Source organism: Methylomonas rapida (assembly GCF_024360925.2).
GTDB lineage: Bacteria > Pseudomonadota > Gammaproteobacteria > Methylococcales > Methylomonadaceae > Methylomonas > Methylomonas rapida.
In genome coordinates this window covers 779,987-801,551 of record NZ_CP113517.1, presented here as the reverse complement: position 1 = coordinate 801,551, position 21,565 = coordinate 779,987, and the positions used below count along the sequence as shown (strand labels likewise).

Sequence of the window (21,565 nt, the reverse complement as noted above, 5' to 3'; positions counted from 1 at the left end):
GCCATATTGCGTTTTAACCAGCATTCAACGTCGAATACCTAATCAGGAGGCAACATGAAAATTCATAACAAAGCCGTCGATGTTTCATCTATCGCACTTGGCTTGATACTGGCGTTTTTGTCCGTGCAAAGTGTCGCCGAAGAGAAAGTGGACATCGGCAAAAGAGAATACGATGGAGCTTGCGCCGTCTGCCACGGCATCAGCGGCAAGGGTGACGATGGTCCTTTGAAAGCCATGCTGGTAAAACCCGTGCCGAATCTGACGGTATTGGCCCAAAATAACAAGGGCGTGTTCCCTTTCGACAAAGTCTATCAAATCATAGACGGCCGCGAGGAGGTCAAATCGCATGGGCCTCGCGACATGCCGGTATGGGGCAACGCGTTCAACAACCAAACCTCATTGTATTTCGACAATTATCCACAACAAGATAGCGAATCAGCCGCTCGCAGCCGGATTCTGGCGCTGGTGGAATATTTATATCGCTTGCAACAATGATCTCGCCAGATCACTGACAAAGCTCATACTAACCGTAACGCTCATGAAAGCTCGACATCAGCCGGGCAAATGAAAGTTTTCTGTAGGAGCGACACCCTCGTCACGACGAAGGCGTCGCTCAATGACTTTCAGAGTAACGCTCATGAAGGCTGTGCATCGCCCCGGCAAATGAAAATAGTCTTCAGGGTAAGGTTGCTTGCCGGACAGGCCGCCGTGAATACATCCATGTAGGCTCGACGGCGGCATCCTTGCCGCCGACGCCTGTCCAACAAGCAACCGCACCCTCACATTTTGCTACTTTCAGAGTAATCCAGCCAGGATTCCCATCCCAATATGGTTTTTTCCCACTTACTCAGACCGTTGCCTGCCACAAATTGTAAAAACCGGCCAGCAGAAACAACGCTCCGATGCCACGGCTAAGCTTGTTCGCATCGACAGGCGCGTATTTTTCAATGATCACCAGCAGGGTGACCAATAGCATGCCCAACACATTCATCACGCCCACCGCGAACATGATCAACATTTGAGCCCAGCAACACCCAAGGCAAGACCAGCCGTGTCGGAAACCGATTTGTACCGCTCCGCGCATGCCTGGCCGCCAGTGGCTCAAAAGGTAACCGATGGGGGTTCGACAATGATGCAGACAGGCATTCTTGTAAACGGTGAACTGATATAGCCCGGCCAGAAAAAATATGACTGTCGCCAAGAGAGGTTGGTGGTTGTCCATCATCGGCGACAGCCAGGCCCAGGTGTGAAACAGCCATTGCAAAACAGTGGCGCCCAGGCTGAACAAGATCCAGACCGCCAAATAGCCGGCAATGAAACCAAAGGTTTTCAGCTCGGAGCTGCCAGGGTCGCGTTGGCAATAGCGCGCAAAAATGTTTAGCATCGGCAGAGCCGTTGGCAACATCATGGCCGCCATCATCACCGCCCACATGCCAAACACCCAGGCAAAATCAAGCAAGCGCCAAGCAATCGAGCCCGCCGGCGCCATCCACATCTCCGTCATCGGCAGATGGCGCATTTGCCAGGCCTGAATCATTAAAAAACCCCAGGCGCCAGCCAGCAGTGCAGCAATTACCACACCTATTTTCGCCGACATCAGGCTCAGGGTTGGTAGACAAAAGGCGAATGAAAGCCGTTTCGCTCGGAGAATTCCCAGTCCTGACCATGATCGCGGTAACGGTATAAAGACGACTTGGCTACTGTGGCCGCATGACTGGGCACCACGCAGAGCGGCGGTGTACCGATCGATGACTCGCCGCCCGTAATGCCTTGAATGCTCTTGATCTCGGCTTCGGCAATCTCGGGAATCGACAAACTGCGATGGTCACCTTGTTCGTGGTAGTCGATTTTCACTTTCCGTATGCCCCAAACATTGCTGACCAAGCCCAGCAACACACTGGGATGGCCGCCAACCTGACCCGTGAAGATTTGCGTCAGCGCTGCGGTTTGCCGGTCGTCGGCACGTTCATCCAGATACAAGGCCGCGCTCCAGCCGCCCTTGATCATGTTATCCGGGGCATGGCAGGCCAGGGCTACGTTCAAGCCATCCAGGCCTTGTTCGCCCAGATGCCCTTGCTCGATATGCCAGGCTACCAGCAATTTGCATTCACCTTCGCTAGGTGGCTGCAGCCAGATGCACGGGCAAGCCACTTCGCAATTACAGGTTTCGAAATAGCGGCCTTGCAGCCGCCAGGCGGGATGTTGAGTCGTCATCAGAAAGGCTCCTTGAATGGCCGCAAATCGATTTCATGGGTCCAGGCACTGGGATGCTGGCAATGTAACTGCCAATAGGTTTCCGCGATCGCCTCCGGCCGCATCAATCCATCCAGGCCTTTGCCGGCCACGAACTGCGGGAATTGGCTGCGCGCGCGGTCACCGTCGATCACGCCATCTATGATCGCATGCACCACATGAATGCCTTGCGGGCTGAATTCGCGGGCCATGCCTTGCGCCAACGCCCTGACCGCGGCTTTGGCGGCGGCAAAAGCGGTAAACGGTGGCCTGGCGCGCAACGATGCAGTGGCGCCGGTAAAAATCAGCGTGCCGCGTCCTTGCGGCAACATGTGTTTCACGGCTTCACGGCCGAACAAAAAAGCACCGAGACTGTTCTGCCGCCACAAGCCGGCAAACATGTCCACATCGGTATCCAATAACGGCGCTGACTGGTTACTATCTACGTTATAAGCGGCGATTTCCAGCGTCCCGCCAACCAAGACCGCCTCATCCAGCAAGCGTTGGACATCGCCCTCGACGGTGGCGTCTGCAACCAGCGGGGTCGCCACGCCGCCGTTGGCGAAAATGGCATTGGCGACCTGCTGCAACTTTTCCGGACTACGCCCAGCGATGACGACATGGAGACCTTCCGCCGCAAAACGCCTCGCCAATGCCGCGCCCAGTCCCTGTTGCGGACCGACGCCCAGTACCAGGGCAGCGCCTGCGGCAGTCATGCTCCTACCCGTCCGAATACCAGCGTGAAATTATTGGCCGGCATATCGATGATCTCCTTCAGTTCCATGCCGTGATTGGCCGCAGCCTTTTTCAAATCGGCGACGTCTTTCAAGCCCCACTCCGGTACTTCGTAGGACGACAAGGTGTCATGGAACGCCTGATTCGATTCGGTGGTAAAACGCCCTTCGACCTTGAACGGACCGTAAATCAGCAAAACACCGTCGTCGCTCAATAAATGGGAAGCACATTCCATCATACCGTCGGCAATCGAAATCGGCGCGACCTGAAAAATGTTGATGCAGAAAATCGCATCGAAGCTGTTTTTATCCCCCGGATTGAACCAGGTATTCGGGTCGGTTAAATCCAAGTGAGCTGGATCGGCGATATTATCGTTGCCATGATCCATCTTCAGCTGTTTGATATTGTCGAACACTTCCTGATCCTTGTCGGTCGGATGAAAATGCAGGTGTTCGAAATGCGGGGCGAAATAGTTGATATGCATACCGCTACCGCTGGCCATTTCCAGCACGCGGCCCGGATCTTTGGGCAGTTTTTCCTTCAATACGCCCAGAATCGGCTCCCGGTTGCGGTTACCGGCCCAAGCCACGTATTCGCTGAGTGGATGTGGATTCAAAGGCGGCCTGTCATTGCTCATGGTGTTTTCCTCGAAAGATGTGTTGTCGTTATAAGTCTCGCCGGCTGTTGCCGGCAAAGTTTGAAAACCGCGCCACACGGCTTCCGCAAATCTACCGCAATCCTTGGGCCAATATCAAAAAACAAGAATCACATTCTTGATCAAAGACTTAGAAACATGCACTTGGCCTAACAAGGAAATGATGCTTCAATGAGTGAAATAAAATTTCACTCATTGAAGCATCATGGACAACCAAGATTTTTCGCAAATTTCGCCGGTCTTTTTTCTGCAAACCTTCATTTTGGAGCTCATGCATGCCTGCGAACAGGAAGGCGGCGACTATTGCGAATCACTAATCGAACGCATTGCTAAAAGCGCCGGGCTTTATTTCGAGCAAACCTATCGCGACGAATTCCGCCGCGACGGCGAGTTGAACAGGGTAGATTACATCGATCTGATTCTGGCGCTGAAAAACCACATCGGCGGCAATTTCTCGCTGACATCGGTGGAGAGCGATACGATCAGCGTGGTCAATAGCCGCTGCCCGTTCGGAGACGGTGTGACCAATTTCCCGGAACTGTGCCGGATGACCTCCAGCGTCTTCGGCGGCATCGCCGCGCGCAATTTTGGCTATGCCAAGGTGGAAATCCGCAAGAGCATCGCCAAGCAAGAGGGCGGCTGTGAAGTCTGCATTCACACCAACCCCACCGGCACGGCCGATAAACCCGGCCTGGAATACTGGCGCGAACAACGTCCGCAAGACAAGCAGGAAATGGCCGAACTGCATTCTCGCATCGAAGAGCGCATGCGCAACGTCTGGTGGAACAAACCCAGACAGCATGCCGCCAAGCCGGCGCCAGCCATCGTTGCCAAATCGCCCGCCATGCAAAAAGTGTTGCAGCAAATCGAAGTCGTGGCTCCGACCAAGGCCACCGTGCTGATCAACGGGGAAACCGGCGTCGGCAAGGAACTGATCGCCCGCGCGCTGCATGCGATGAGCGACCGCGGTCATAAACCCTTCGTCGCGATCAACTGCGGCGCAATACCGGAAAGTCTGATCGAAAGCGCACTGTTCGGCCATGAAAAAGGCGCGTTCACCGGCGCCATAGAAGTTCATCAAGGCTTCTTCGAGCGCGCCGAAGGCGGCACCTTGTTTCTGGATGAAGTCGATAGCCTGTCGGCGGCCGCGCAAACCCGCTTGCTCAGGGTGTTGCAGGAAGGTGAGATGGAACGCGTCGGCGGCAAACACACATTGAGCGTCGACGTCCGCATCGTCTCGGCCAGCAACCGGATATTGGAACATCATGCCGAGCAAGGTTCGTTCCGACAGGATTTGTTTTACCGCCTGAACGTGGTTCGGCTATGGATTCCGCCGCTGGCACAGCGCCCGGAAGATTTGCCGCATCTGGTGCAACTGATCCTGAAGCGCCTGAACGAGAAATACGGCAAACTGGTTCAATCGGTCAGCCGTGAGGTGATGGGACAAATCCGCGCTTATTCTTGGCCTGGCAATGTACGGGAACTGGAAAACACGCTGGAACGCAGTGTGCTGTTTTGTAAAGGTGGTGAATTGGCGCAATTGGAATTGGACAATCAGGCAATACCAGCACCCGTGCCGACCGGCGACTGGCATGCACACAAACAGCGAGTCCTCGACGAAGCGGAGCAGCAATATCTGAAAAAAGCCCTACAATGCCATCGCGGCGACGTCAGACAAGTCGCCGCCGATATGAGCCTGACCACGCGCGCAGTCTATGGAAAATTGAAAAAACACGGCATCAGCGCCAATCAATTCAAATGAGGCCGCAGCGCAACAGAACTAAGCACCGCCAGAACTCAGCAAAGTACTCTGCAAGATGATTCAGCCCCGACTCAGCCCTGGGCTCGAGTTATTTTTTCGCGGCAGCCATTTCAAAAATAATGATTTCAGCTTCCCCGCGGCCAATATTCTCCACCGTCATTTCCTTGCCCGTTTCCCAGAATACATCGCCCGGAACATAGGTATGGCTTTGGCCGTCATCCTCGACCTTGAGCTTTCCTTTCAGCACGTAACGCGGCCCTGGCCCTTCGTGAGTATGCAGTGGGGTTTTAAAGCCCTTGGGGAAACGAACCCGGATGACGCGGGCGTCAATGTCATTCGACTCCAGAGCTACCCGTTTATTCAATAACGATTCGCGTGAAAATTTCGCCGCGGATTCTTCGGCATGCGCAGACTGAATGCTTAATGCCAAGGCCGAGCAGGCTAACGCTAGCCCAAGCGCACGGAATGGTGATGTCATGTTTGTTCCCCCTGGAGTGTGTCGAATAGGCCAATCTTATAGCACGCGCTTTGCGACAATCGCAATAACTGCTCGATCAAGCCTACGCCAAGGCGGCATTGTGTTCTACGAGATATAAAAATCTGACCAAGGTTTTGCGCTCGGCATGACCCTTGAACCAGCCGTTTTCAGCCATGCGGGCCTCACACAAAAAGGCATTGCCTTCGGCGGCGAAGTCGGCCTGGAATTTCCGGGAATATTCGTAGTTTTTGATCCAGTGATTGCGAATGTTGGGCGTGAAGTCGTGTTGGGTGTAAGCAAAGCCCGATGATGATGGCTTCCGATGCGGGAACCGCGATCAACCGGATGTCCGGAGGTTCGTCGCCGACGTCGTGAACCTTGGCAAAACCCAAGTAGACGCTGGCATGGTGCGTCCCGCTGACGAACGGCGTTCGTCCGGAAATGCGATAGCCGCCTTCGACTGGAATCGCTAGGCGCGGCGGGTTGAAGGCGCCGACCGGAATGGCATCGGCATGAAAAATCTCGGCCGCGGCTTTATCACCAAACCAAGGCGCGAACAGATCGTGCGCGACGGCGATTTGCAAGTTCCAGCCGGCCGCGCTGTCGATGCGGGAGACGGCTTCGATAACGCGCAAGCCGGAGACCGGGTCCCGTTCGAAGCCGCCCAAGGCCTTAGGCCGCCACAAGCGATAAAGGCCGGCATCCTTAAACGCCTTGGCCACGGGGACAGAGAGCTTACGCTCTTGCTCTGCCTCGGCGGCATATTGACGCAAGATGGGTTCGATTTCTCGAACCGCTTGCAAAAGAGCATCGGTTTGGGACATGGCTATCTCGTTGTGTTGCATCAACGTGCGAACACAAGGCCGCACTGGGCTGGATTACATTTCCATTGAAAAATTATGCAAATTAAGCAGGCGGCAACCCAAGCAAGCACACCACCTATGCGCAATGTTGGATTACGCTGAAAGTCATGATGGGCGCTTGAAAAAGCTAAAGCTTTTTCCCTCCCGCCCCAGGGGGGTGCGATTGCTTTAGCTATCGCACAGGTTACAACTCTTCCCAGCTTGTTCGGGATGACTCGGTCACAGATTGATTAAAGCTGCGACTGCAGATAGTTTTGCAGGCCGATGCGCTCGATCACCCCCAGTTGCTGCTCCAGCCAATGAGCGTGGTCGTGTTCGGTGTCTTCCAGCATCACCTGGAGGATTTCGCGGGTTTGGTAATCCTGTACCGACTCACAAAACGCCATCACGTTTCGCAAATCCTGCACCACTTTTAATTCCAGGGACAGATCGTTTTTCAGCATTTCCTCGACCGTGTGACCGACATTCAGCGGCTCGCGTTTGCTCAAGTCCGGCGTGCCTTCCAGAAACAGGATGCGCTTGATCAAGGCATCGGCGTGGTTGGTTTCGTCCTGCACTTCGTGGGCGATGCGCTCGTAAAGCTTGCCGAAGCCCCAGTTTTCATACATCCGGGAATGAATGAAATACTGGTCGATGGCGGTCAATTCGCCGGCCAAAAGTTCGTTTAAATGCGCAATGACTTGCTCGTTGCCTTTCATGATTACTCTCCCGCAGTGCCGGTGGCGTCAATGTTTACCGGGCTCCAGTTTAACACCGCGCCGCTCGTAGGTCACATAGGCTTGCATCGCGATCATCTTGGGATCGTCTGCCGCCAGCGGCGTGCCTTCCAGCGGATTGCGCAGGCACCAGTTGATCATCTCCCACAAAGGGATCACCTTGCCGATCTGCTTCTGGAATTTGGGATAGGTTTCCGGATGGGTATTAGCGGCGTTGGGGTGGCACTGGGCGCAGGCGACGCCGTTGCTGCCCAGCGTTGGACTGGTCCACAGTTCCCTGCCCTGCTTGACGACGTCCATGAACTGCTGTTGCCAGCGCTGTTCATCCTCAGGGGTGAATTCGTCGGCGCTGGATACAAGCGGCAGCGCGCCCAGCGCCAGCGTCAACATGATAGTTTTCAATGAAGTCATGACCTTGCTCCTGTCGCGGTTAGTAATGGCGTTGCGGGTTGATGCGGGCTTTTTCGTCCTGATATGCCTGATCCCGCGGCTGTTTTTTCACTGTGTCGAAACGCACCGTTCGATCGCTATTGTTGTATAGCGTGAAATTCACATCGACGTTGCCATTGGCGACATTGATGAATTGCCAGCCGGTGGCGTCGCGCTCGAAGAACGGATCGGCACGATTCATCGGTACCGTCAGTTTCGGCAGGTATTGCTCGGCCTGGGCATAGCTTTGCGGATAAGGCCACGGCCAGGCGGTCGCCATCACCGAGTTGAAGCTGATGTTGCCGATCTGGTTGTATTGAATCTGATGCACGTGACCGTAGATCACCGAAACCTTTTTGAAAGGCTTCAGCAAGGCTTGAATCTGCTCGGCGTCCTCGGTCCAGAAATTCCAGCCCTTGTAGATTTTTTGCAGCGGCGAATGCGAGAACACTACGATTGGCGTGGTCTTGGCGACCTTGGCCAGGTCTTCCTTCAGCCATTTGCGCTGCTCGTCGCCGACCATGAACGGCGAACCATTGGGATTGTCCAGGCCGGCCATTTCCAGCATGCGTTGCTCCGCAGTCGGCCAGCGCTTGTGCGTCCAGTCGTCGTAAGTGCGGATGCTGTTCAACACTACGAAATGCACGCCCTTGTGCTCGAAACTGTAGTACTGCGGTCCGAACAATTTTTCCCAATAGGCGCCCAAATCCAGATAATAATCGTGTTCGCCCATCACGTATTTGACCGGATGTTTCAGGGCGGACATGATCTCGGCGCCGTGATCGAGTTCTTCCTTGCTGCCGAGTTGGGCCAGGTCGCCGCCGAACATCACGAAATCGGGCTTAGGCGTCAGCAGATTGGCCTCGGCCACCGCGCGCCTCAAGCCCATGTCCCAGTTTCTGACGAAGCGGTTGCCTTTGATGTGCTGTATATGCGCGTCGGAGATATAGGCAAAGGTGAAATTCTGGCTGGATTCGGCAAAGGCCAGTTCGACCAGACTGATAGGCAAGGTGCTGCCCAAGGCCAGCAACCCACCGGTTTTCAGGAAATTTCGGCGGCTTTGATCGATGTTACTCATGGCTGCCTCCTTTGGCGGCGGGCTTGGGTTTGGCATATTGTTCACTGGTGAGAGCTTCCATGAAAGCCACTAAATCGTCGATTTGCGCATCGCTCAAATTCAACGGCCGGATGCCGCCGCTGAGGAAATCGTTGACTATGGCGTCGGCCGGTGTAACACCGCCGTTGTTGTAGTGAACCACCACCTCTTTTAAAGTCTTCAGACTGCCGTCGTGCATGTACGGCGCGGTCAACGCAATATTACGCAACGTCGGCGTTTTGAACGCACCGAGATCATTAAACGCATCGGTCACCGCGAAGCGGCCCAATTCGGAGGATTTCTTGTCGGTCAGCACCATTTTATCGACATCGCCGCCCTTGTTTTTGGCTTCCAGAAACGCCTGCGCCAGCCTCGGCACATCGTCCTGTACCGCGTTGATGCCAATGCCGATGTTGTGAAAACGGCTGTCGCTGAACAAGGCATGATCTTGTTCTATGGTATGGCAGGATACGCAGCGGCCCTGCTCCAGAAACACTTGCAAGCCGCGTTGCTGCTGTTCGTTCAACGCCGATTTATCGCCGCCGAAATAGAAACGGTCGAAGGCCGAATTCCCGGCGATGAGGCTGCGTTCGAAACTGGCGATGGCTTTGCTGACGTGTTCCATCGTCAGCTTGTCTCCGCCGACATTGAAAACGCCCTTGAACGCTGCATGATAATCCGGATCGGTTCGCACGATTTGCAGAATCGGCTCGTGGTTAGCCAAACCCGCTTCGACTGGATTGACGAACGGGCCTTTGGATTGGGCTTCCAGATCCGGTTCGCGGCCGTCCCAGAATTGCGATTTGTAAAACGCCGCGTTGATTACTGTCGGCGCATTGCGGGTGCCGGTCAGACCATGATGGCCGACCGAAACCGGCAGATTGTCGGTAAATGCTTTGTTTCCGTCGTGGCAGTTGGCGCAACTGACAGTGCCATCAATAGAAAAGCGTTTATCGTGAAACAGCTTTTCGCCGAGGGCGATTTTGGCGGGCGTTTGCGGATTGTCGGCCGGAATCGGTAACGGCGGTAAACCGAGCAGCGGATTGACCTGAGCCGATGCCGTAGGCTGCCGGCTATCGACCGCCTGCCCCCAAGCCGTGGTACTGAAGACGGTTATCACTAACAACAATAGACGGCGCATGACGGCCTCCTTTGTGCGATTGACGGTGATCGATGACGCTAATCTCAGGCAAGCTTAGGCCTGCTTGCTCGGAATGTAAACCCCAAACAACACGGATAAAAATCAAGTAGAGCTAATATTTTTGCTTGACATGTTTTTGAGAATCATTATCATTTGTATCCGATAGTTTCTCTCGTACTATCCCCGGCGCACCTGGTCATCCTCATAAGCAACAACAGCGTGCGCCGTTTTTTTTATTTTTTGACTCACAAGCCCAGAGGTTTTTATGCATTCAACCGAAGCCAACCTCGCTACCCAACAGGACATTACCCAATTGCATGCCGCTACTTGCCTGCTGATGACGCGCTTCATCAACGGCCATCATTGCCCCAAGCTGGCCCATGTCATCGTGCATCAGCTGCAACGCCTGCTGACGCATCCCGCGCTGGAGCATGTGCCCGCCAGCCAGGAGATGTACCGGCAACTGCTGGAACATTGGCAAAGCGTTGCCATGGCCTTGCTGGAACATAAGAAAAACCAGTCAACCCCATCTGTTTACCATTGATTGATACCGTGACCGATCTCAATCCAAAAGTCACGCCGCGGACGCCGCCGCCAAGCGAAACCGGCACGAGTCGGCGCCGCTTCGACAGTAGGCAATTGTTCCTGTCGCAAAACGAAATCATCATCGACCATCAGGGGGAAGAATACCGCTTGCGCATCACCAGCAACGGCAAACTGATTCTGACCAAATAATCCGATTTAATCGCCCAGCCAGCCAAGCCGCTTCCAGCCGCTAGCCAGCCAAGCGTAAAGTAAAACCTACTGAGCGTGAGGCTGCATGATCGTCACAACCTGTTTCCTGCAATATGTCGCCGTGGCGAACAAACCGCCGCGCCAACCGGGCGACACGCCTACCTATCCGACATCGCGCCCGCAAAATTCCTCTACGTGGCCGGCCGTCCTGATCGCCGCGAGCCTACATCTAGCCTGGCTAGCCATGCCCGGCGACGACACTAACAAAGAAGCCATCATGCCGCCCAAGCCCATCATGGTCAACTGGATAGACGCGCCGATTGCCAAAACCTTGGCAGCGCCTGCGCCTAAAGCCGAACCAAAACCGGAAACCACACTGGAAAAGCCCAAACCCAAGCCGCGCCCCAAAACCGTCAAACCGCAACCCGTGGTTGCAACGCAGCGGCAAACGGCTGCGGAAATGAGTGTGCCGATTGATGAGCCGGTCATCCAAAAAGAAACCAGCCCAGCCCCGACGCCCACTCTACCGGCGCCCGCCGTCAGCAGCGCCAGCCCCACGAATAGCCCAGCCGAAAGCGAGCAAAGGCCAACGAGTCTTCCTAGTCTAAACGCCGATTACCTGAACAATCCGCCACCGTCCTATCCGCCGCAATCGCGCGAACTCGGCGAACAAGGCAAGGTATTGCTGCGGGTACTGGTCAACGCCCATGGCGACGTCGAACAAGTGAATCTGCGCAAAAGCAGCGGCTATCAGCGCCTGGACCAAGCCGCGCAAGACTCTGTCAAGCAGTGGCGCTTCGTGCCCGCCAAACGCGGCGATCAAGCGGTGACCGCTTGGGTCGTCGTCCCGATTTCATTCAGCCTGGAAGGATAAATCCATGTCATTCAATCAAAACCTCAGTCATTTTCTGGCGCAAAGCGACGGCGTCGGACTAGCCTTATTTTTCCTGCTGCTGACGATGTCGGTCGCCAGTTGGTATTTCATCGTCGTCAAGGCCTGGCAAGGCTGGCAAGCGCGCAGCCGCAGCCGCCTGTTTTTGAGCCTGTTCTGGAATGCCGAATCGCTGGACGACGTGGCCAAGACCTTGCAGCAACACCGCGACGAGGAGCCCTTTTCGCATCTGACCTATCACGCCATCAACGCCAGCCGCCACCATGCGCTGCATGGCGTCAAGCGCCTGCAGGAAGCCGGTTCCGCCAGCGAATTTCTGACCCGGGCCATCCGCCGCGTCATCGACGAAGAAACCGCCAAACTGGAATGGGGCCTGACCGCGCTGGCATCGATCGCCAGCACCGCGCCTTTCGTCGGCCTGTTCGGCACGGTTTGGGGCGTCTACCACGCCTTGCTCGGCATCGGCCAAAACGGCCAGGGGTCGCTGGAGCAAATCGCGGGGCCGGTCGGCGAAGCCCTGATCATGACCGGCTTGGGGCTGGCGGTGGCGATTCCGGCCGTGCTGGCCTACAACGACTGCGTGCGTTCCAACCGGGTGCTGCTCTCGCAACTCGATGCCTTCGCCCACGACCTGTTCGCGTTCTTGACCACGGGTTCCGCGATCAACGCCCAGATCAACAGCATCGTCCATTCGGACAAACTGGCCATGTCGGCCGCAGGAGGTGAGTGATGGCGTTCGGCGGCTTCGATCACAACAAAGCAGGCGGCCATACCGTGGCCGAAATCAACATGATCCCGCTGATCGACGTGATGCTGGTGCTGCTGGTGATTTTCATGATCACGGCGCCGATGATGACGCACGCGGTCAAGATCGACTTGCCCAAGGCCAGCAGCCAGGCCCAACAGCCGACGCCCATGGAGCCGGTCAATCTGAGCATAGACGGCGACGGCCAGTTGTTCTGGAACCGGGAAGCGCTCGACCGCGCCGCCTTGCAACAGCGCCTGCAAGAACTGGGACAGCACACCGACGATCCGGAAGTGCACATTCGCGCCGACCGCAACGTGGCTTACCACTTCATCGCCGAAACCCTGGCCGATGCCGCCAAGGCCGGCGTCAGCCGCATCGGTTTCGTGTCGGAACCCGACAGCAAAACCCAGCCTTAAATTAACCCAGCCACCCAGCGGACACCGTCAGGCAGCCATTGACACATCAAGAGAAAAAACGGAAATACTCATGTCAAACACGACTTCCTCTCGAAAACGCAAATGGCAATTCGGCGTACTACTGCCTTTGGGCGCTGCGTTGAGCGGCGCGGTATTCGCCGAAACCACGGCCGAAACGCTTAACGAAAACGAGGACATGATCCTCGAAGACGTCAAGGTCAAAGCCGCCCGCGAACAACAAGCCAATCGATTCAAGGCCAAAACCTCGACCATCGGCAGCAAGATAGAACAAGACCTACGCGACATTCCACAATCGGTCAGCGTGGTTAAAAAGGAATTGATCGAATCGCAAAACGCCTTCAATCTGAGCGACGCCTTGCGCAACGTCAGCGGCTTGACCATCGCCGCCGGCGAAGGCGGCCGTACCGGCGACTCCATCACCTTGCGCGGCTTTGCGGCCAATTCCGACCAATACGTGGACGGCGTCAAGGACAACGGCCAATACAATCGCGACACCTTCTTCATCGAAAAGGCCGAAGTGTTGAAAGGCGCGTCGTCGATTCTGTTTGGCCGCGGCGCCACCGGCGGCGTGATCAATCAAGTCGCCAAGAAGCCGACCGGCCATACCGGCGTCAAGGGCAGCTTCACCTACGGCAATTACGATTTCAAACGCACGACGATAGACGCCGAAACCAGCTATCAAGACCTTGCGGCGCGACTCAACGTGATGTACCAGGACGCCGATTCATTCCGCGATTACAACTACAGCAACCGTTGGGGCATCGCGCCGTCCTTCTCCTTCAAGCTGACGCCGGACACCGATTTGACGCTGAACCTGTTGCATCAACAGGAAGAAGGCGTATTCGATTACGGCGTGCCGATGTGGCAAGGCCGGCCCGCCGACGTGCCGATCAACGCCTTCTACGGTTTCACCGACAACCGGATGATGGACACGGACGTCAACGTCGCCACGGTGGCATTGACGCACCGCTTTTCCAACGAGTTTTCGCTGAAAAATACCGTGCGTTATGGCGATTACGAGCGTAAATATCTGACGCACTTGTTCTCGGGCAATGCCGCCTATACCGGCAGAAACGCCGGCACGATAGGCCGCTCGCAAGCCTTGCGCTTCAATACCCAGGAAAACGTCTACAACCAGACCGATTTCGTATTCAAGCATCCGCTGTTCGGCTTCAACAACACCCTGATGTTCGGCAGCGAATTCGGCTGGGAAGACTATACCTATCGAAGCAAGGACTCGACCGGCGTACCCCGCGTTTCGATTTTCAACCCGGTCATCACTGGCAGCGTCGGCGCCGGTCTGGCCGATGACTTCAGTGGCAAGCTGGCAACCGATAGGCTGACTTATGCTCAAACCTATGCCGGCTATGTCATGGACCAGTTCGAAATCAACGAGCACTGGAAATTGCTGGGCGGTACCCGCTATGACGTATTCGAGGCGCAGCAGGAAGACTTATTGGGCAGCAATAGCTTCGACAGCAGCGTCGATCAATGGAGCCCGCGCGGCGGCCTGATGTGGCAACCGACCAAAGAGCAATCCTATTATTTCAGCTACGGCAAATCCTTCAATCCGTCGGCGGAAAGCCTGAGCTTGTCGGCCAATAACGCCGACCTACCGCCCGAGCAAAACAACAATTACGAAATCGGCGGCAAATGGGATTTGTTCGACGGCAGACTGGCCGCCACCGCCGCGCTGTTCAGACTGGAAAAGACCAACGCCCGCACCACCTCGGCGATAGACACGAATTTGCTGGAGCTGAGCGGCGAGCAGCGCACCGATGGCTTCGAGTTTGGCCTGGCCGGCGAAATCCTGCCGAAGTGGGATGTCTCGCTGACCTATGCCTACATGGACGCCGAAGTGGTCAAATCCAACAATAGCGCGGTCGGCTCGGTCAGCGGTTTGCGCAAATCGTTCGAAGGCATGAGGGCGGTCAATGTACCTGAACACAGCGGCGTGGCCTGGACTACCTATCGCCTGACAGACAATTGGGAGATCGGCGGCGGGGTTTATTACGCCTCCTCTCGCTATGCGGACAGCGTCAACGAAGCTGTTTTGCCGGGTTACGCCCGACTGGACGGGATGCTGGCCTACCACCAGAAGCATTTCGACGTACAACTCAACATGTTCAATCTGACCGACAAGGTCTACTACGAATCGGGACGAACCAATTCGGCGCTGCCTGGGGTACCGTTGTCGGGACAGCTGACCGTAAGTTTCAAATATTGATGGACGGCAACGCTGCCAGGGAAGGTGCAATTGAGCCTGGAAAAATCGACAGTGCATCGCCTCCTACAAAAATCGCCGGATGATTACATTGATTCTTAATTTTTTTGATTGCCATCTTATGAATAGCATTCCATCAGCCTTGACTCCGCCAGCCAACCGCCCGCCGAAAAAAACGCATGGTGGCTATTTGTTCCTGCCCAGAAACCTGTCGCGCGGCGCGTTTCTGAAATGGCTGCGCCGCACCCATGCCTGGTTTGGCTTGTGGGGCGCGGCGCTGGGCTTGTTGTTCGGTTTTACCGGCATTTTGTTGAATCACCGCGACGTCATGAAAATCCCCATCGGCCGCATGCAGCAGCAGGAAATCCAGCTAGCGCTGGCCGAGCCGCGCCCCGCCGATCCCAAGGCCTTAGCCGCCTGGCTCGGGCAAACCCTGAACGTCGACATGGCCCATGCCAAAGCCCGGCGCGAGCCCGGCAAAACCCTGGTCTGGAACAACCAGGAAATACAACAACCCGCGCTGTGGCAAATCAATCTGCGCAGCCCCAATAAAATGCTGCAGGCCGAATACTGGGAGGGCAACGCCTTCGTCAGCGTCAAGCAAGGCGAGGCCAATCTATTGCAAACCCTGAACAATCTGCACAAAGGCGCCGGCATGGGCGTGGGCTGGGTGTTATTGGTCGATACCCTGGCCGGCGCGTTGATCCTGTTGAGCCTGACCGGCACCTTGCTGTGGACGCGGTTGCACGGCCCCCGCCTGGCCGCGGCCAGCTTGGGTTTGGGTTCGTTGAGCACGGCGGCTTATCTGGCGCTGGCCGCGATGGGAGGCTAAACCATGTTGATCGAAATCCCCGAAGTGTTATCCGCCGCAGAACTAGAGCAAGTGCAATCTTTATTGAAAGATGCATCCTGGACCGACGGCCGCATCACCGCCGGTACCCAGTCGGCTCAAGTCAAAAACAATTGGCAATTGCCGGAACAATGCCCAGAGAGCCATGCGGCCCGTGAAATCTTGCTGAATGCCTTGAACCGCAACGCTTTGTTCCTGTCGGCGACGCTGCCCAAACGCATATTTCCGCCGCTGTTCAACCGCTACGAAGGCGAGCACAACACCTTCGGCAACCACATCGACAACGCAATCCGGCATTGCAGCGTAAGCGGCCAACGCGTGCGCACGGATTTGTCGGCGACGATTTTTCTGGCCGATCCGGACAGCTACGACGGCGGCGAACTGGTCATCGAGGACACTTACGGCCAGCACGCGGTCAAATTGAATGCCGGCGACATGGTGCTGTATCCGGGTTCCAGCCTGCACCGGGTCGAACCCGTGATCCGCGGCGCCCGGGTCGCGTCGTTTTTCTGGCTGGAAAGCATGGTGCGGGAAACCGAACGCCGCCGCTTGTTGTTTGAAATGGACATGGCGATTCTGCAGCTACGCCAAACACAAGGCGATACGCAGCCGGCCGTCCAATTGACCGGCTGTTATCACAATCTGCTCAGGATGTGGGCGGATGTGAGTTGAGTCAACCTAGAAAAATCATTGGGTCCACGAAATACACGAAAATCACGAAAAGTTTCAAACCGTTATCCCATCCAAGAACGGCGCCGAACAAGTGAATCGATAATCGATAAACTTCATGACGCAATGGTTTCTTTCATGTGTTTCGTGTATTTCGTGATTTTCGTGGACTTACCGCCGTTTTTAGACTCAATCGTCGAGTGCGAAAGTGAGGACTTTTTTGATCGGCATATAACAAAAACCGCTATCGGCGCAGCCCTGGTAGGTCACTTCCAGGGCCAGACTGTCCGGTTTCTGCTGCGAATGACGTAGCGGGAGTGTCAGCTCCAATCTTTCCCGGTAGATTTCCACGGCGCCCAAGACCTCGTCTTGCTTGATTTGGCCGGCGGGAAACCCGACTTGCTCGATATCTACCCCCGGTGTTCGGGTAACGAATTTGAATTTTTGCTTATATAGGTAATAGCCGTCGGCGATGTGCCAAGACAGCGACACGGTTTTGGCATCCCGCAGCTCGGCGGCCAATTGAAAAGCCTCGTCGGCCGGCAGAGGTTCGTCGGAGCCTAGCGCAAAAGCCAGGGAACAAAAACCAATACAACCGAGCAGGATCAATAGCAGTAATTTACGCATGGGCGAGATTTGAAATTAAAAGGAATTTGAAATCCACCGGTTTGCGAACAGCACCCGCAAACCGGCTTTTCAAAGCCGCGAAGATCAAAAATCCGGTGCTTCGCGGTAGGTCCATTGGATCGCCAGGTTGGCGAAGAAGCCATCGCCCGGTTGGACTTGAGTCAAATTAAACCGGTTGTTCGGCCCATAATTGATAGTCCGGGAATTCAAATCTTCATAGATTGGCAAGCCGACCGATCCACGCAGCTTGAAGTTACCACCAAAGGCATTCAGGAAACGGTAATCGCTGACGAAGGCCAGATTGGTGACGACACCACCGCTATTGCCGATCGCATAGCCCCTGTCTTGGTTTTTCTGCGTGTAACTGGCATCCAGTTCGATGCCGACCATCAAGTCATAATTGGGGGTGTAATGAAAAGCCAATCCACCTGTGGTGACGTCGCCATATTTGAACTCATCGTCGTTTTCCGGATTGACTTGGTGCAGCGCGGAGGCATGCAGCCAGAAGTCTTTCCATCGCTGCGAGTACAGCAAGCCGCCGGTAAAGGTCGCCACTTCCTTGCCCATTTGCAAAGCCGGCCCCATCCTCACCAAATCCCTGCCAACAATTGCATTGAATTCACGAGTAGCATCAAAGTCGCCGGTCGGCAACGTGGTGCCCAGCAGCAAGCTGGCGAACTGGTCATAGCGCGTGCTATGCCAAAAGTTATAACGACCTTCCAAGGCAATATCGCCTATGCCGCTTTCGTCGGCGATGGTTTCACCAAAAGACTGCCGGGCCGTCGGCGCCGATTGAGTTAGGGTGCTAGTCCTTTTTTCAAACATTGGAATGTTCATGAATAGCGCCAAATCGTCGGTCGGCGAATAGTTGAACGTAATCGCCTGTTGGTGCATTTGTACTTCATTCGGTGCCTGCCGTTGTCCACGATTGGCTTGAATGAATTCGCTAGGATCAATGCCATTGGAACCGTTCTTGACATTATTTTTCTCGGTGTATCCATACACCATGCCCACACTGAAGTTCCCCGCGCCCGGCGTTACCGCGGTGCGAATCCTGAAGGGCGCGGTGGTGCCGACCGGCGAGGAGTCCTGAAAGGCGACACCAAACTCCATGATCTCGCCGCCTTCCTTGGCCTGGAACGCTTCGGCATCCGCACGGTTGGCGAAGGCGATGTAGTTCGGCAGCATGTCGGGAATTACCTTACTGCCGACCACATAGGTCGCCGTTTCGGCATCGACCAATTCGCCGGAAACCCAGTCGGTGACCTTCGCCGATTTCAATTCGGATATGCCGCCGGCATCATCGACTTCCCTGAGCAAACACGCCACGCCGCAGGTGTATTCCTTGTCGTCGTTCTTGTAGGTAATCACACCGGCCGTCTTGATGTACTGGTCTATCCACATGCCGCAGACACGGCAACTCGGGCGCTCCTGTTTTTCGTGATCGTGCGGCGTCACTACCACCGGTGTCATCTGCGCGTCATGAGCCAGCACCCACGCGGGCAGCAGCAGTAACTGGCAAAGCAACACAAACCATAACGTTCGCGTTTTCATAGCATCCTCCTTAATTTAGGACCGTTGTAAAAAGTTTTTCAAATTCGTCCAGCCCGGCTTCACCGGTGATTTTTCCCCGCAATATGCCCTCCCGGTCGATCACGAAACTGGTCGGCATGCCGATCACGCCAAACCGCCTCGCCACCAAACCGCGTTCGTCGTTCAGCATCGGATAAGTCAATTGTTCGAAGCGCTTCCAGCGTTCGTCCTTGCCGTCGTACTGGCCGACATCGATAGCCACCGGCACGAAACCTTTATCCTTGTATTTTTGATACAACGCTTCCAAGGCCGGCAACATCTCCTTGTTGCAATAGACGCAGTCCAGAGACCAGAAGCGAACCAGCAATACCTTGCCCTTCAAGTCCTGCGGCAAGTTCACGGTCTTGCCGTGAAAATCCGGCAAACTGACGACCGGCGCCGGGTCGTCGATTTGCAAACCACCGCGCCGGGTGCAACCCACCGCGAGTATCAGCATCAAGCAGAGCGCCAGCCATCGCCAGCCTGAGTTTTTCATCATCCTCGTCTATCCAGGGATTCGATGATGGCCGGCGTCACGTCCTGATACCGGATGATGGAGTTGCCCTTGTGGTCTTCCAGAAATTCCTGCGCCGCTTCCTGATCCTTGAATGGCAGCAATTCGTGGCCCATGGGCCCCAACACGTCGGAACCGATCACGTAATAGGCGGATTTTGCGTCGATCAATTCCACTTCGTAATAATCGGTCACCAGAATTTCCGTCATCATGTCGGCGGTCTTGCCGGGCGTATATTTGGCCGTGTCGAAGACGTGCTTGAACATGTCCTTGGCGCCGTCGTAAAAATAAGCACTACCATCCTTGAAGTAGATCTGCGCCACCCATTTAGGGTATTTGTAAACGAACATGCCGCAGACCGGGCAGCGGTCCTGCTTGGTGATTTCGATCTGCTGATCCGCCCGACTATTGCTGACGCCCAGCAAAAAACATAACAGCAAAAGCCATGCGCCAAAATGCGGCAAACGGTAATGCTTTTTCATAATTCCCCCCTCAAATTCAATAAACGACTTCGTAACTGATCACCAGGCTGGAGCTCAGAATTTCATAGCTGACAAAGGCCATGAACAGCATAAACAACACCACGGAAGTCAGCGCCAGCTTGCCGATGAAATCCTCCAGCACGGCGCTCAGGCTGGCAATGCCGCGAAACGGCAGCAACAAACCGCTACCCATGCCGGTGACCACGGCGCCGAACAACAGCACGTAGAGCAAATAGCCGATATAGTGGTAATCCGGCATGATGATGCAGAATGGGCAATGGTGGGTCGGCAGTTCGTAGATGTACAAGGAAATGGCCGAAACGATGGCCGCCAGCGAAACCAGAAACATCGCAAAACTCAAGACCGCATACAGAGAGCCGCCGATGCGTTTGAGATAAAACAACAAACCGCTCAGCAACGTAACGAACATGCCGCCGTAAAAAATCCACAGCATCTGCTTGGCCGGCAACGCGGCAATCTCGGAACCCAGGCCAGTGGCCTTTTCACTACTGAACAGGCTACCGCAGCAGGACGTGATCACGTCGGCCCGCATGCCCAGAAAATAAGCGCTCTCTAAAATCGTTTCGATGACGATGAACGGCGTGATGATCAACAACAGCAGATATTTTTTCTTGATCAACGGATAGTCGTAGCCCTGGTTGTCGGCGTGGTTCAGCACCAGCCAGAGGCCGGCCAAAATGAAATTCAAGATTTTCAATTCCAGCGTCGGATAGCCAAAGCCATTGATATTCAAGGTGCCTGCCGCGCACATGGCGCCGACGAACAACGGGCTCAGCGCATCGGCGGTGAAGATGTACAAAAACAGCGACAACAACTGCAAGCCAAACACGAAACTCAGCACCGTCGAAATCAGATAGGTCTTGCGCTCCAAAATCAGCTGCAATTCGTCGCCGCTTTCGATGTTCCAATGTTTCAGGATTTGCGCGCCGTAATAGGCCGCGTACAGCAACATGCCGCTGGCGATATACGCGGCCAACAGGTTGGCGATGACGGTCGGATTCAGGATCACGAGGGATTCGCCTCGAGTTTACCGTCGCGTAGATTGACGACGTCATCGACGATCTTGGAATCGTAGACCAAGGGGTCATGACTGGTAATGATGACGGTCTTGCCCTGCGCCTTGAACTGATCGACGATTTCCATGAAGCGGTAGGACAGTTTGGTGTCCAGATGCGCGGTCGGCTCGTCGGCGATGATGATCTGCGGATCGTTGATCAACGCGCGCACGATAGCCACTCGCTGTGCTTCGCCGCCGGACAGCCATTCCACTTTCGAAGCCGCCTTATTGCCTAGATTCAGTTTATCCAATCCATTCAAGGCCCTGACCTTCAATTCGGCACGTCTTTCGCCCAGCGGATAGGCCGGCAGCATCACGTTTTCCAGCACCGAAATGCCTTTGATCAGATTGGGTTGCTGAAAAATAAAGCCAAAAGTCTTGCGGCGGATGTCGGTCAAGAAGCGCTCCGGCAGGCTGGTGATTTCCCTGTCGTGCAATTTCACCCGCCCCGCGGAGGGCCGGCTCATGCAGCCGACGATGCTGAGCAAGGTAGTTTTGCCGGAGCCGCTGGGGCCTTTTAAAACGGTGACCTTGTTTTCGGCGATGCGCAAATCCACACCGTTGATAGCCGAAAATTCGCTGGGGCTGCCGGCGTTGAACACTTTTCTGACATTGAGCAGTTCGATCATC

Annotated in this window: 26 protein-coding genes; 10 read left to right on the top strand and 16 right to left on the bottom strand. The window is 55.3% G+C overall.

Annotation, left to right across the window (positions count from 1 at the left end):
- The first annotated feature begins 54 nt into the window (after positions 1-54).
- Positions 55-495, top strand: coding sequence for a c-type cytochrome (locus NM686_RS03870; RefSeq protein ID WP_255186572.1), 441 nt, complete (start codon positions 55-57; stop codon positions 493-495).
- A 352-nt stretch (positions 496-847) separates the two neighbouring features.
- Here the strand turns inward: NM686_RS03870 and NM686_RS03865 are convergent, their stop codons facing one another.
- The 4 genes from NM686_RS03865 to NM686_RS03850 are packed head-to-tail and all read right to left on the bottom strand — an operon-like array spanning position 848 to position 3,604.
- On the bottom strand, positions 848-1,597 hold the full coding sequence (locus NM686_RS03865) for a DUF2182 domain-containing protein (RefSeq protein ID WP_255186571.1): 750 nt from the start codon (positions 1,595-1,597) through the stop codon (positions 848-850).
- A gap of 5 nt (positions 1,598-1,602) precedes the next feature.
- Positions 1,603-2,214, bottom strand: a complete 612-nt coding sequence (locus NM686_RS03860) for a DUF1326 domain-containing protein (RefSeq protein ID WP_255186570.1) — start codon at positions 2,212-2,214, stop codon at positions 1,603-1,605.
- A complete protein-coding gene (locus tag NM686_RS03855) occupies positions 2,214-2,948 on the bottom strand; it encodes an SDR family NAD(P)-dependent oxidoreductase (RefSeq protein WP_255186569.1) in 735 nt (244 codons plus the stop codon). Before NM686_RS03855 ends, NM686_RS03860 begins: the two co-directional genes overlap by 1 nt.
- Positions 2,945-3,604 (bottom strand): DUF938 domain-containing protein, encoded by a 660-nt coding sequence (locus NM686_RS03850; RefSeq protein WP_255186568.1) that lies wholly within the window; start codon positions 3,602-3,604, stop codon positions 2,945-2,947. Before NM686_RS03850 ends, NM686_RS03855 begins: the two co-directional genes overlap by 4 nt.
- 223 nt (positions 3,605-3,827) lie before the next feature.
- Here NM686_RS03850 and NM686_RS03845 point away from each other — a divergent pair, with 223 nt between their 5' ends.
- On the top strand, positions 3,828-5,384 hold the full coding sequence (locus tag NM686_RS03845; protein ID WP_255186567.1) for a sigma 54-interacting transcriptional regulator: 1,557 nt from the start codon (positions 3,828-3,830) through the stop codon (positions 5,382-5,384).
- Between the two features lie 88 nt (positions 5,385-5,472).
- Here the strand turns inward: NM686_RS03845 and NM686_RS03840 are convergent, their stop codons facing one another.
- The 6 genes from NM686_RS03840 to NM686_RS03815 all read right to left on the bottom strand — a co-directional run bounded on the left by NM686_RS03840 (position 5,473) and on the right by NM686_RS03815 (position 10,107).
- Positions 5,473-5,862 carry a cupin domain-containing protein gene (locus NM686_RS03840; RefSeq protein WP_255186566.1) on the bottom strand — a complete coding sequence of 130 codons (390 nt, stop codon included), beginning with the start codon at positions 5,860-5,862 and terminating at the stop codon, positions 5,473-5,475.
- 182 nt (positions 5,863-6,044) lie between these two features.
- A complete protein-coding gene (locus tag NM686_RS03835) occupies positions 6,045-6,686 on the bottom strand; it encodes an acyl-CoA dehydrogenase family protein (RefSeq protein ID WP_255186565.1) in 642 nt (213 codons plus the stop codon).
- Between the two features lie 269 nt (positions 6,687-6,955).
- Positions 6,956-7,423, bottom strand: coding sequence for a bacterioferritin (gene bfr, locus NM686_RS03830; protein WP_255186564.1), 468 nt, complete (start codon positions 7,421-7,423; stop codon positions 6,956-6,958).
- 27 nt (positions 7,424-7,450) lie between these two features.
- Positions 7,451-7,852, bottom strand: coding sequence for a cytochrome C (locus NM686_RS03825; protein ID WP_255186563.1), 402 nt, complete (start codon positions 7,850-7,852; stop codon positions 7,451-7,453).
- Positions 7,853-7,871: 19 nt separating this feature from the next.
- On the bottom strand, positions 7,872-8,948 hold the full coding sequence (locus NM686_RS03820; RefSeq protein WP_255186562.1) for a metallophosphoesterase family protein: 1,077 nt from the start codon (positions 8,946-8,948) through the stop codon (positions 7,872-7,874).
- Positions 8,941-10,107, bottom strand: a complete 1,167-nt coding sequence (locus tag NM686_RS03815; RefSeq protein ID WP_255186561.1) for a cytochrome-c peroxidase — start codon at positions 10,105-10,107, stop codon at positions 8,941-8,943. Before NM686_RS03815 ends, NM686_RS03820 begins: the two co-directional genes overlap by 8 nt.
- A gap of 265 nt (positions 10,108-10,372) precedes the next feature.
- Between NM686_RS03815 and NM686_RS03810 the strand changes: the two genes are divergently transcribed.
- The 8 genes from NM686_RS03810 (at position 10,373) to NM686_RS03775 (ending at position 16,665) form a co-directional block, all read left to right on the top strand.
- Positions 10,373-10,651 carry a hypothetical protein gene (locus NM686_RS03810; protein WP_255186560.1) on the top strand — a complete coding sequence of 93 codons (279 nt, stop codon included), beginning with the start codon at positions 10,373-10,375 and terminating at the stop codon, positions 10,649-10,651.
- An 8-nt stretch (positions 10,652-10,659) separates the two neighbouring features.
- On the top strand, positions 10,660-10,842 hold the full coding sequence (hemP, locus tag NM686_RS03805) for a hemin uptake protein HemP (protein ID WP_255186559.1): 183 nt from the start codon (positions 10,660-10,662) through the stop codon (positions 10,840-10,842).
- Positions 10,843-10,927: 85 nt separating this feature from the next.
- On the top strand, positions 10,928-11,716 hold the full coding sequence (locus NM686_RS03800; protein ID WP_255186558.1) for an energy transducer TonB: 789 nt from the start codon (positions 10,928-10,930) through the stop codon (positions 11,714-11,716).
- Positions 11,717-11,720: 4 nt separating this feature from the next.
- On the top strand, positions 11,721-12,464 hold the full coding sequence (locus NM686_RS03795) for a MotA/TolQ/ExbB proton channel family protein (protein ID WP_255186557.1): 744 nt from the start codon (positions 11,721-11,723) through the stop codon (positions 12,462-12,464).
- Complete coding sequence (locus NM686_RS03790) at positions 12,464-12,898, top strand: ExbD/TolR family protein (protein WP_255186556.1); 435 nt, start codon at positions 12,464-12,466, stop codon at positions 12,896-12,898. Before NM686_RS03795 ends, NM686_RS03790 begins: the two co-directional genes overlap by 1 nt.
- Positions 12,899-12,968: 70 nt before the next feature.
- Positions 12,969-15,146 (top strand): TonB-dependent receptor, encoded by a 2,178-nt coding sequence (locus NM686_RS03785; RefSeq protein ID WP_255186555.1) that lies wholly within the window; start codon positions 12,969-12,971, stop codon positions 15,144-15,146.
- 118 nt (positions 15,147-15,264) lie between these two features.
- The gene (locus NM686_RS03780) at positions 15,265-15,975 is read left to right on the top strand and encodes a PepSY-associated TM helix domain-containing protein (RefSeq protein ID WP_255186554.1); all 711 of its coding nucleotides are present in this window, start codon (positions 15,265-15,267) and stop codon (positions 15,973-15,975) included.
- 3 nt (positions 15,976-15,978) lie between these two features.
- Positions 15,979-16,665, top strand: coding sequence for a Fe2+-dependent dioxygenase (locus tag NM686_RS03775; RefSeq protein WP_255186553.1), 687 nt, complete (start codon positions 15,979-15,981; stop codon positions 16,663-16,665).
- A gap of 186 nt (positions 16,666-16,851) precedes the next feature.
- Here the strand turns inward: NM686_RS03775 and NM686_RS03770 are convergent, their stop codons facing one another.
- The 6 genes from NM686_RS03770 to NM686_RS03745 all read right to left on the bottom strand — a co-directional run bounded on the left by NM686_RS03770 (position 16,852) and on the right by NM686_RS03745 (position 21,564).
- Positions 16,852-17,289, bottom strand: a complete 438-nt coding sequence (locus NM686_RS03770; protein ID WP_255186552.1) for a protein-disulfide reductase DsbD domain-containing protein — start codon at positions 17,287-17,289, stop codon at positions 16,852-16,854.
- An 84-nt stretch (positions 17,290-17,373) separates the two neighbouring features.
- On the bottom strand, positions 17,374-18,843 hold the full coding sequence (locus tag NM686_RS03765; RefSeq protein WP_255186551.1) for a nitrous oxide reductase accessory protein NosL: 1,470 nt from the start codon (positions 18,841-18,843) through the stop codon (positions 17,374-17,376).
- Positions 18,844-18,853: 10 nt separating this feature from the next.
- Positions 18,854-19,360, bottom strand: a complete 507-nt coding sequence (locus NM686_RS03760; RefSeq protein ID WP_255186550.1) for a peroxiredoxin family protein — start codon at positions 19,358-19,360, stop codon at positions 18,854-18,856.
- On the bottom strand, positions 19,357-19,857 hold the full coding sequence (locus NM686_RS03755; RefSeq protein ID WP_255186549.1) for a nitrous oxide reductase accessory protein NosL: 501 nt from the start codon (positions 19,855-19,857) through the stop codon (positions 19,357-19,359). The genes NM686_RS03760 and NM686_RS03755 overlap by 4 nt, the downstream gene beginning before the upstream one ends.
- Before the next feature lie 16 nt (positions 19,858-19,873).
- Positions 19,874-20,887: a hypothetical protein gene (locus NM686_RS03750; protein WP_255186548.1), complete on the bottom strand. Its 1,014-nt coding sequence runs from the start codon at positions 20,885-20,887 to the stop codon at positions 19,874-19,876.
- Positions 20,884-21,564: an ABC transporter ATP-binding protein gene (locus NM686_RS03745; protein WP_255186547.1), complete on the bottom strand. Its 681-nt coding sequence runs from the start codon at positions 21,562-21,564 to the stop codon at positions 20,884-20,886. Before NM686_RS03745 ends, NM686_RS03750 begins: the two co-directional genes overlap by 4 nt.
- Between the last annotated feature and the right edge of the window lies 1 nt (position 21,565).

Excerpts from the sequence above, each read along its gene's own strand:
- NM686_RS03775 (WP_255186553.1), top strand. The coding sequence starts at position 15,979 with ATGTTGATCGAAATCCCCGAAGTGTTATCCGCCGCAGAACTAGAGCAA.
- NM686_RS03760 (WP_255186550.1), bottom strand. The coding sequence starts at position 19,360 with ATGATGAAAAACTCAGGCTGGCGATGGCTGGCGCTCTGCTTGATGCTG.
- NM686_RS03755 (WP_255186549.1), bottom strand. The coding sequence starts at position 19,857 with ATGAAAAAGCATTACCGTTTGCCGCATTTTGGCGCATGGCTTTTGCTG.
- bfr (WP_255186564.1), bottom strand. The coding sequence starts at position 7,423 with ATGAAAGGCAACGAGCAAGTCATTGCGCATTTAAACGAACTTTTGGCC.
- NM686_RS03745 (WP_255186547.1), bottom strand. The coding sequence starts at position 21,564 with ATGATCGAACTGCTCAATGTCAGAAAAGTGTTCAACGCCGGCAGCCCC.
- NM686_RS03780 (WP_255186554.1), top strand. The coding sequence starts at position 15,265 with ATGAATAGCATTCCATCAGCCTTGACTCCGCCAGCCAACCGCCCGCCG.
- NM686_RS03820 (WP_255186562.1), bottom strand. The coding sequence starts at position 8,948 with ATGAGTAACATCGATCAAAGCCGCCGAAATTTCCTGAAAACCGGTGGG.
- NM686_RS03845 (WP_255186567.1), top strand. The coding sequence starts at position 3,828 with ATGGACAACCAAGATTTTTCGCAAATTTCGCCGGTCTTTTTTCTGCAA.
- NM686_RS03835 (WP_255186565.1), bottom strand. The coding sequence starts at position 6,686 with ATGTCCCAAACCGATGCTCTTTTGCAAGCGGTTCGAGAAATCGAACCC.
- NM686_RS03860 (WP_255186570.1), bottom strand. The coding sequence starts at position 2,214 with ATGACGACTCAACATCCCGCCTGGCGGCTGCAAGGCCGCTATTTCGAA.
- NM686_RS03855 (WP_255186569.1), bottom strand. The coding sequence starts at position 2,948 with ATGACTGCCGCAGGCGCTGCCCTGGTACTGGGCGTCGGTCCGCAACAG.
- NM686_RS03770 (WP_255186552.1), bottom strand. The coding sequence starts at position 17,289 with ATGCGTAAATTACTGCTATTGATCCTGCTCGGTTGTATTGGTTTTTGT.
- NM686_RS03790 (WP_255186556.1), top strand. The coding sequence starts at position 12,464 with ATGGCGTTCGGCGGCTTCGATCACAACAAAGCAGGCGGCCATACCGTG.
- NM686_RS03795 (WP_255186557.1), top strand. The coding sequence starts at position 11,721 with ATGTCATTCAATCAAAACCTCAGTCATTTTCTGGCGCAAAGCGACGGC.
- NM686_RS03850 (WP_255186568.1), bottom strand. The coding sequence starts at position 3,604 with ATGAGCAATGACAGGCCGCCTTTGAATCCACATCCACTCAGCGAATAC.
- NM686_RS03810 (WP_255186560.1), top strand. The coding sequence starts at position 10,373 with ATGCATTCAACCGAAGCCAACCTCGCTACCCAACAGGACATTACCCAA.
- NM686_RS03870 (WP_255186572.1), top strand. The coding sequence starts at position 55 with ATGAAAATTCATAACAAAGCCGTCGATGTTTCATCTATCGCACTTGGC.
- NM686_RS03800 (WP_255186558.1), top strand. The coding sequence starts at position 10,928 with ATGATCGTCACAACCTGTTTCCTGCAATATGTCGCCGTGGCGAACAAA.
- NM686_RS03825 (WP_255186563.1), bottom strand. The coding sequence starts at position 7,852 with ATGACTTCATTGAAAACTATCATGTTGACGCTGGCGCTGGGCGCGCTG.
- NM686_RS03785 (WP_255186555.1), top strand. The coding sequence starts at position 12,969 with ATGTCAAACACGACTTCCTCTCGAAAACGCAAATGGCAATTCGGCGTA.
- NM686_RS03815 (WP_255186561.1), bottom strand. The coding sequence starts at position 10,107 with ATGCGCCGTCTATTGTTGTTAGTGATAACCGTCTTCAGTACCACGGCT.
- NM686_RS03765 (WP_255186551.1), bottom strand. The coding sequence starts at position 18,843 with ATGAAAACGCGAACGTTATGGTTTGTGTTGCTTTGCCAGTTACTGCTG.
- NM686_RS03840 (WP_255186566.1), bottom strand. The coding sequence starts at position 5,862 with ATGACATCACCATTCCGTGCGCTTGGGCTAGCGTTAGCCTGCTCGGCC.
- NM686_RS03865 (WP_255186571.1), bottom strand. The coding sequence starts at position 1,597 with ATGTCGGCGAAAATAGGTGTGGTAATTGCTGCACTGCTGGCTGGCGCC.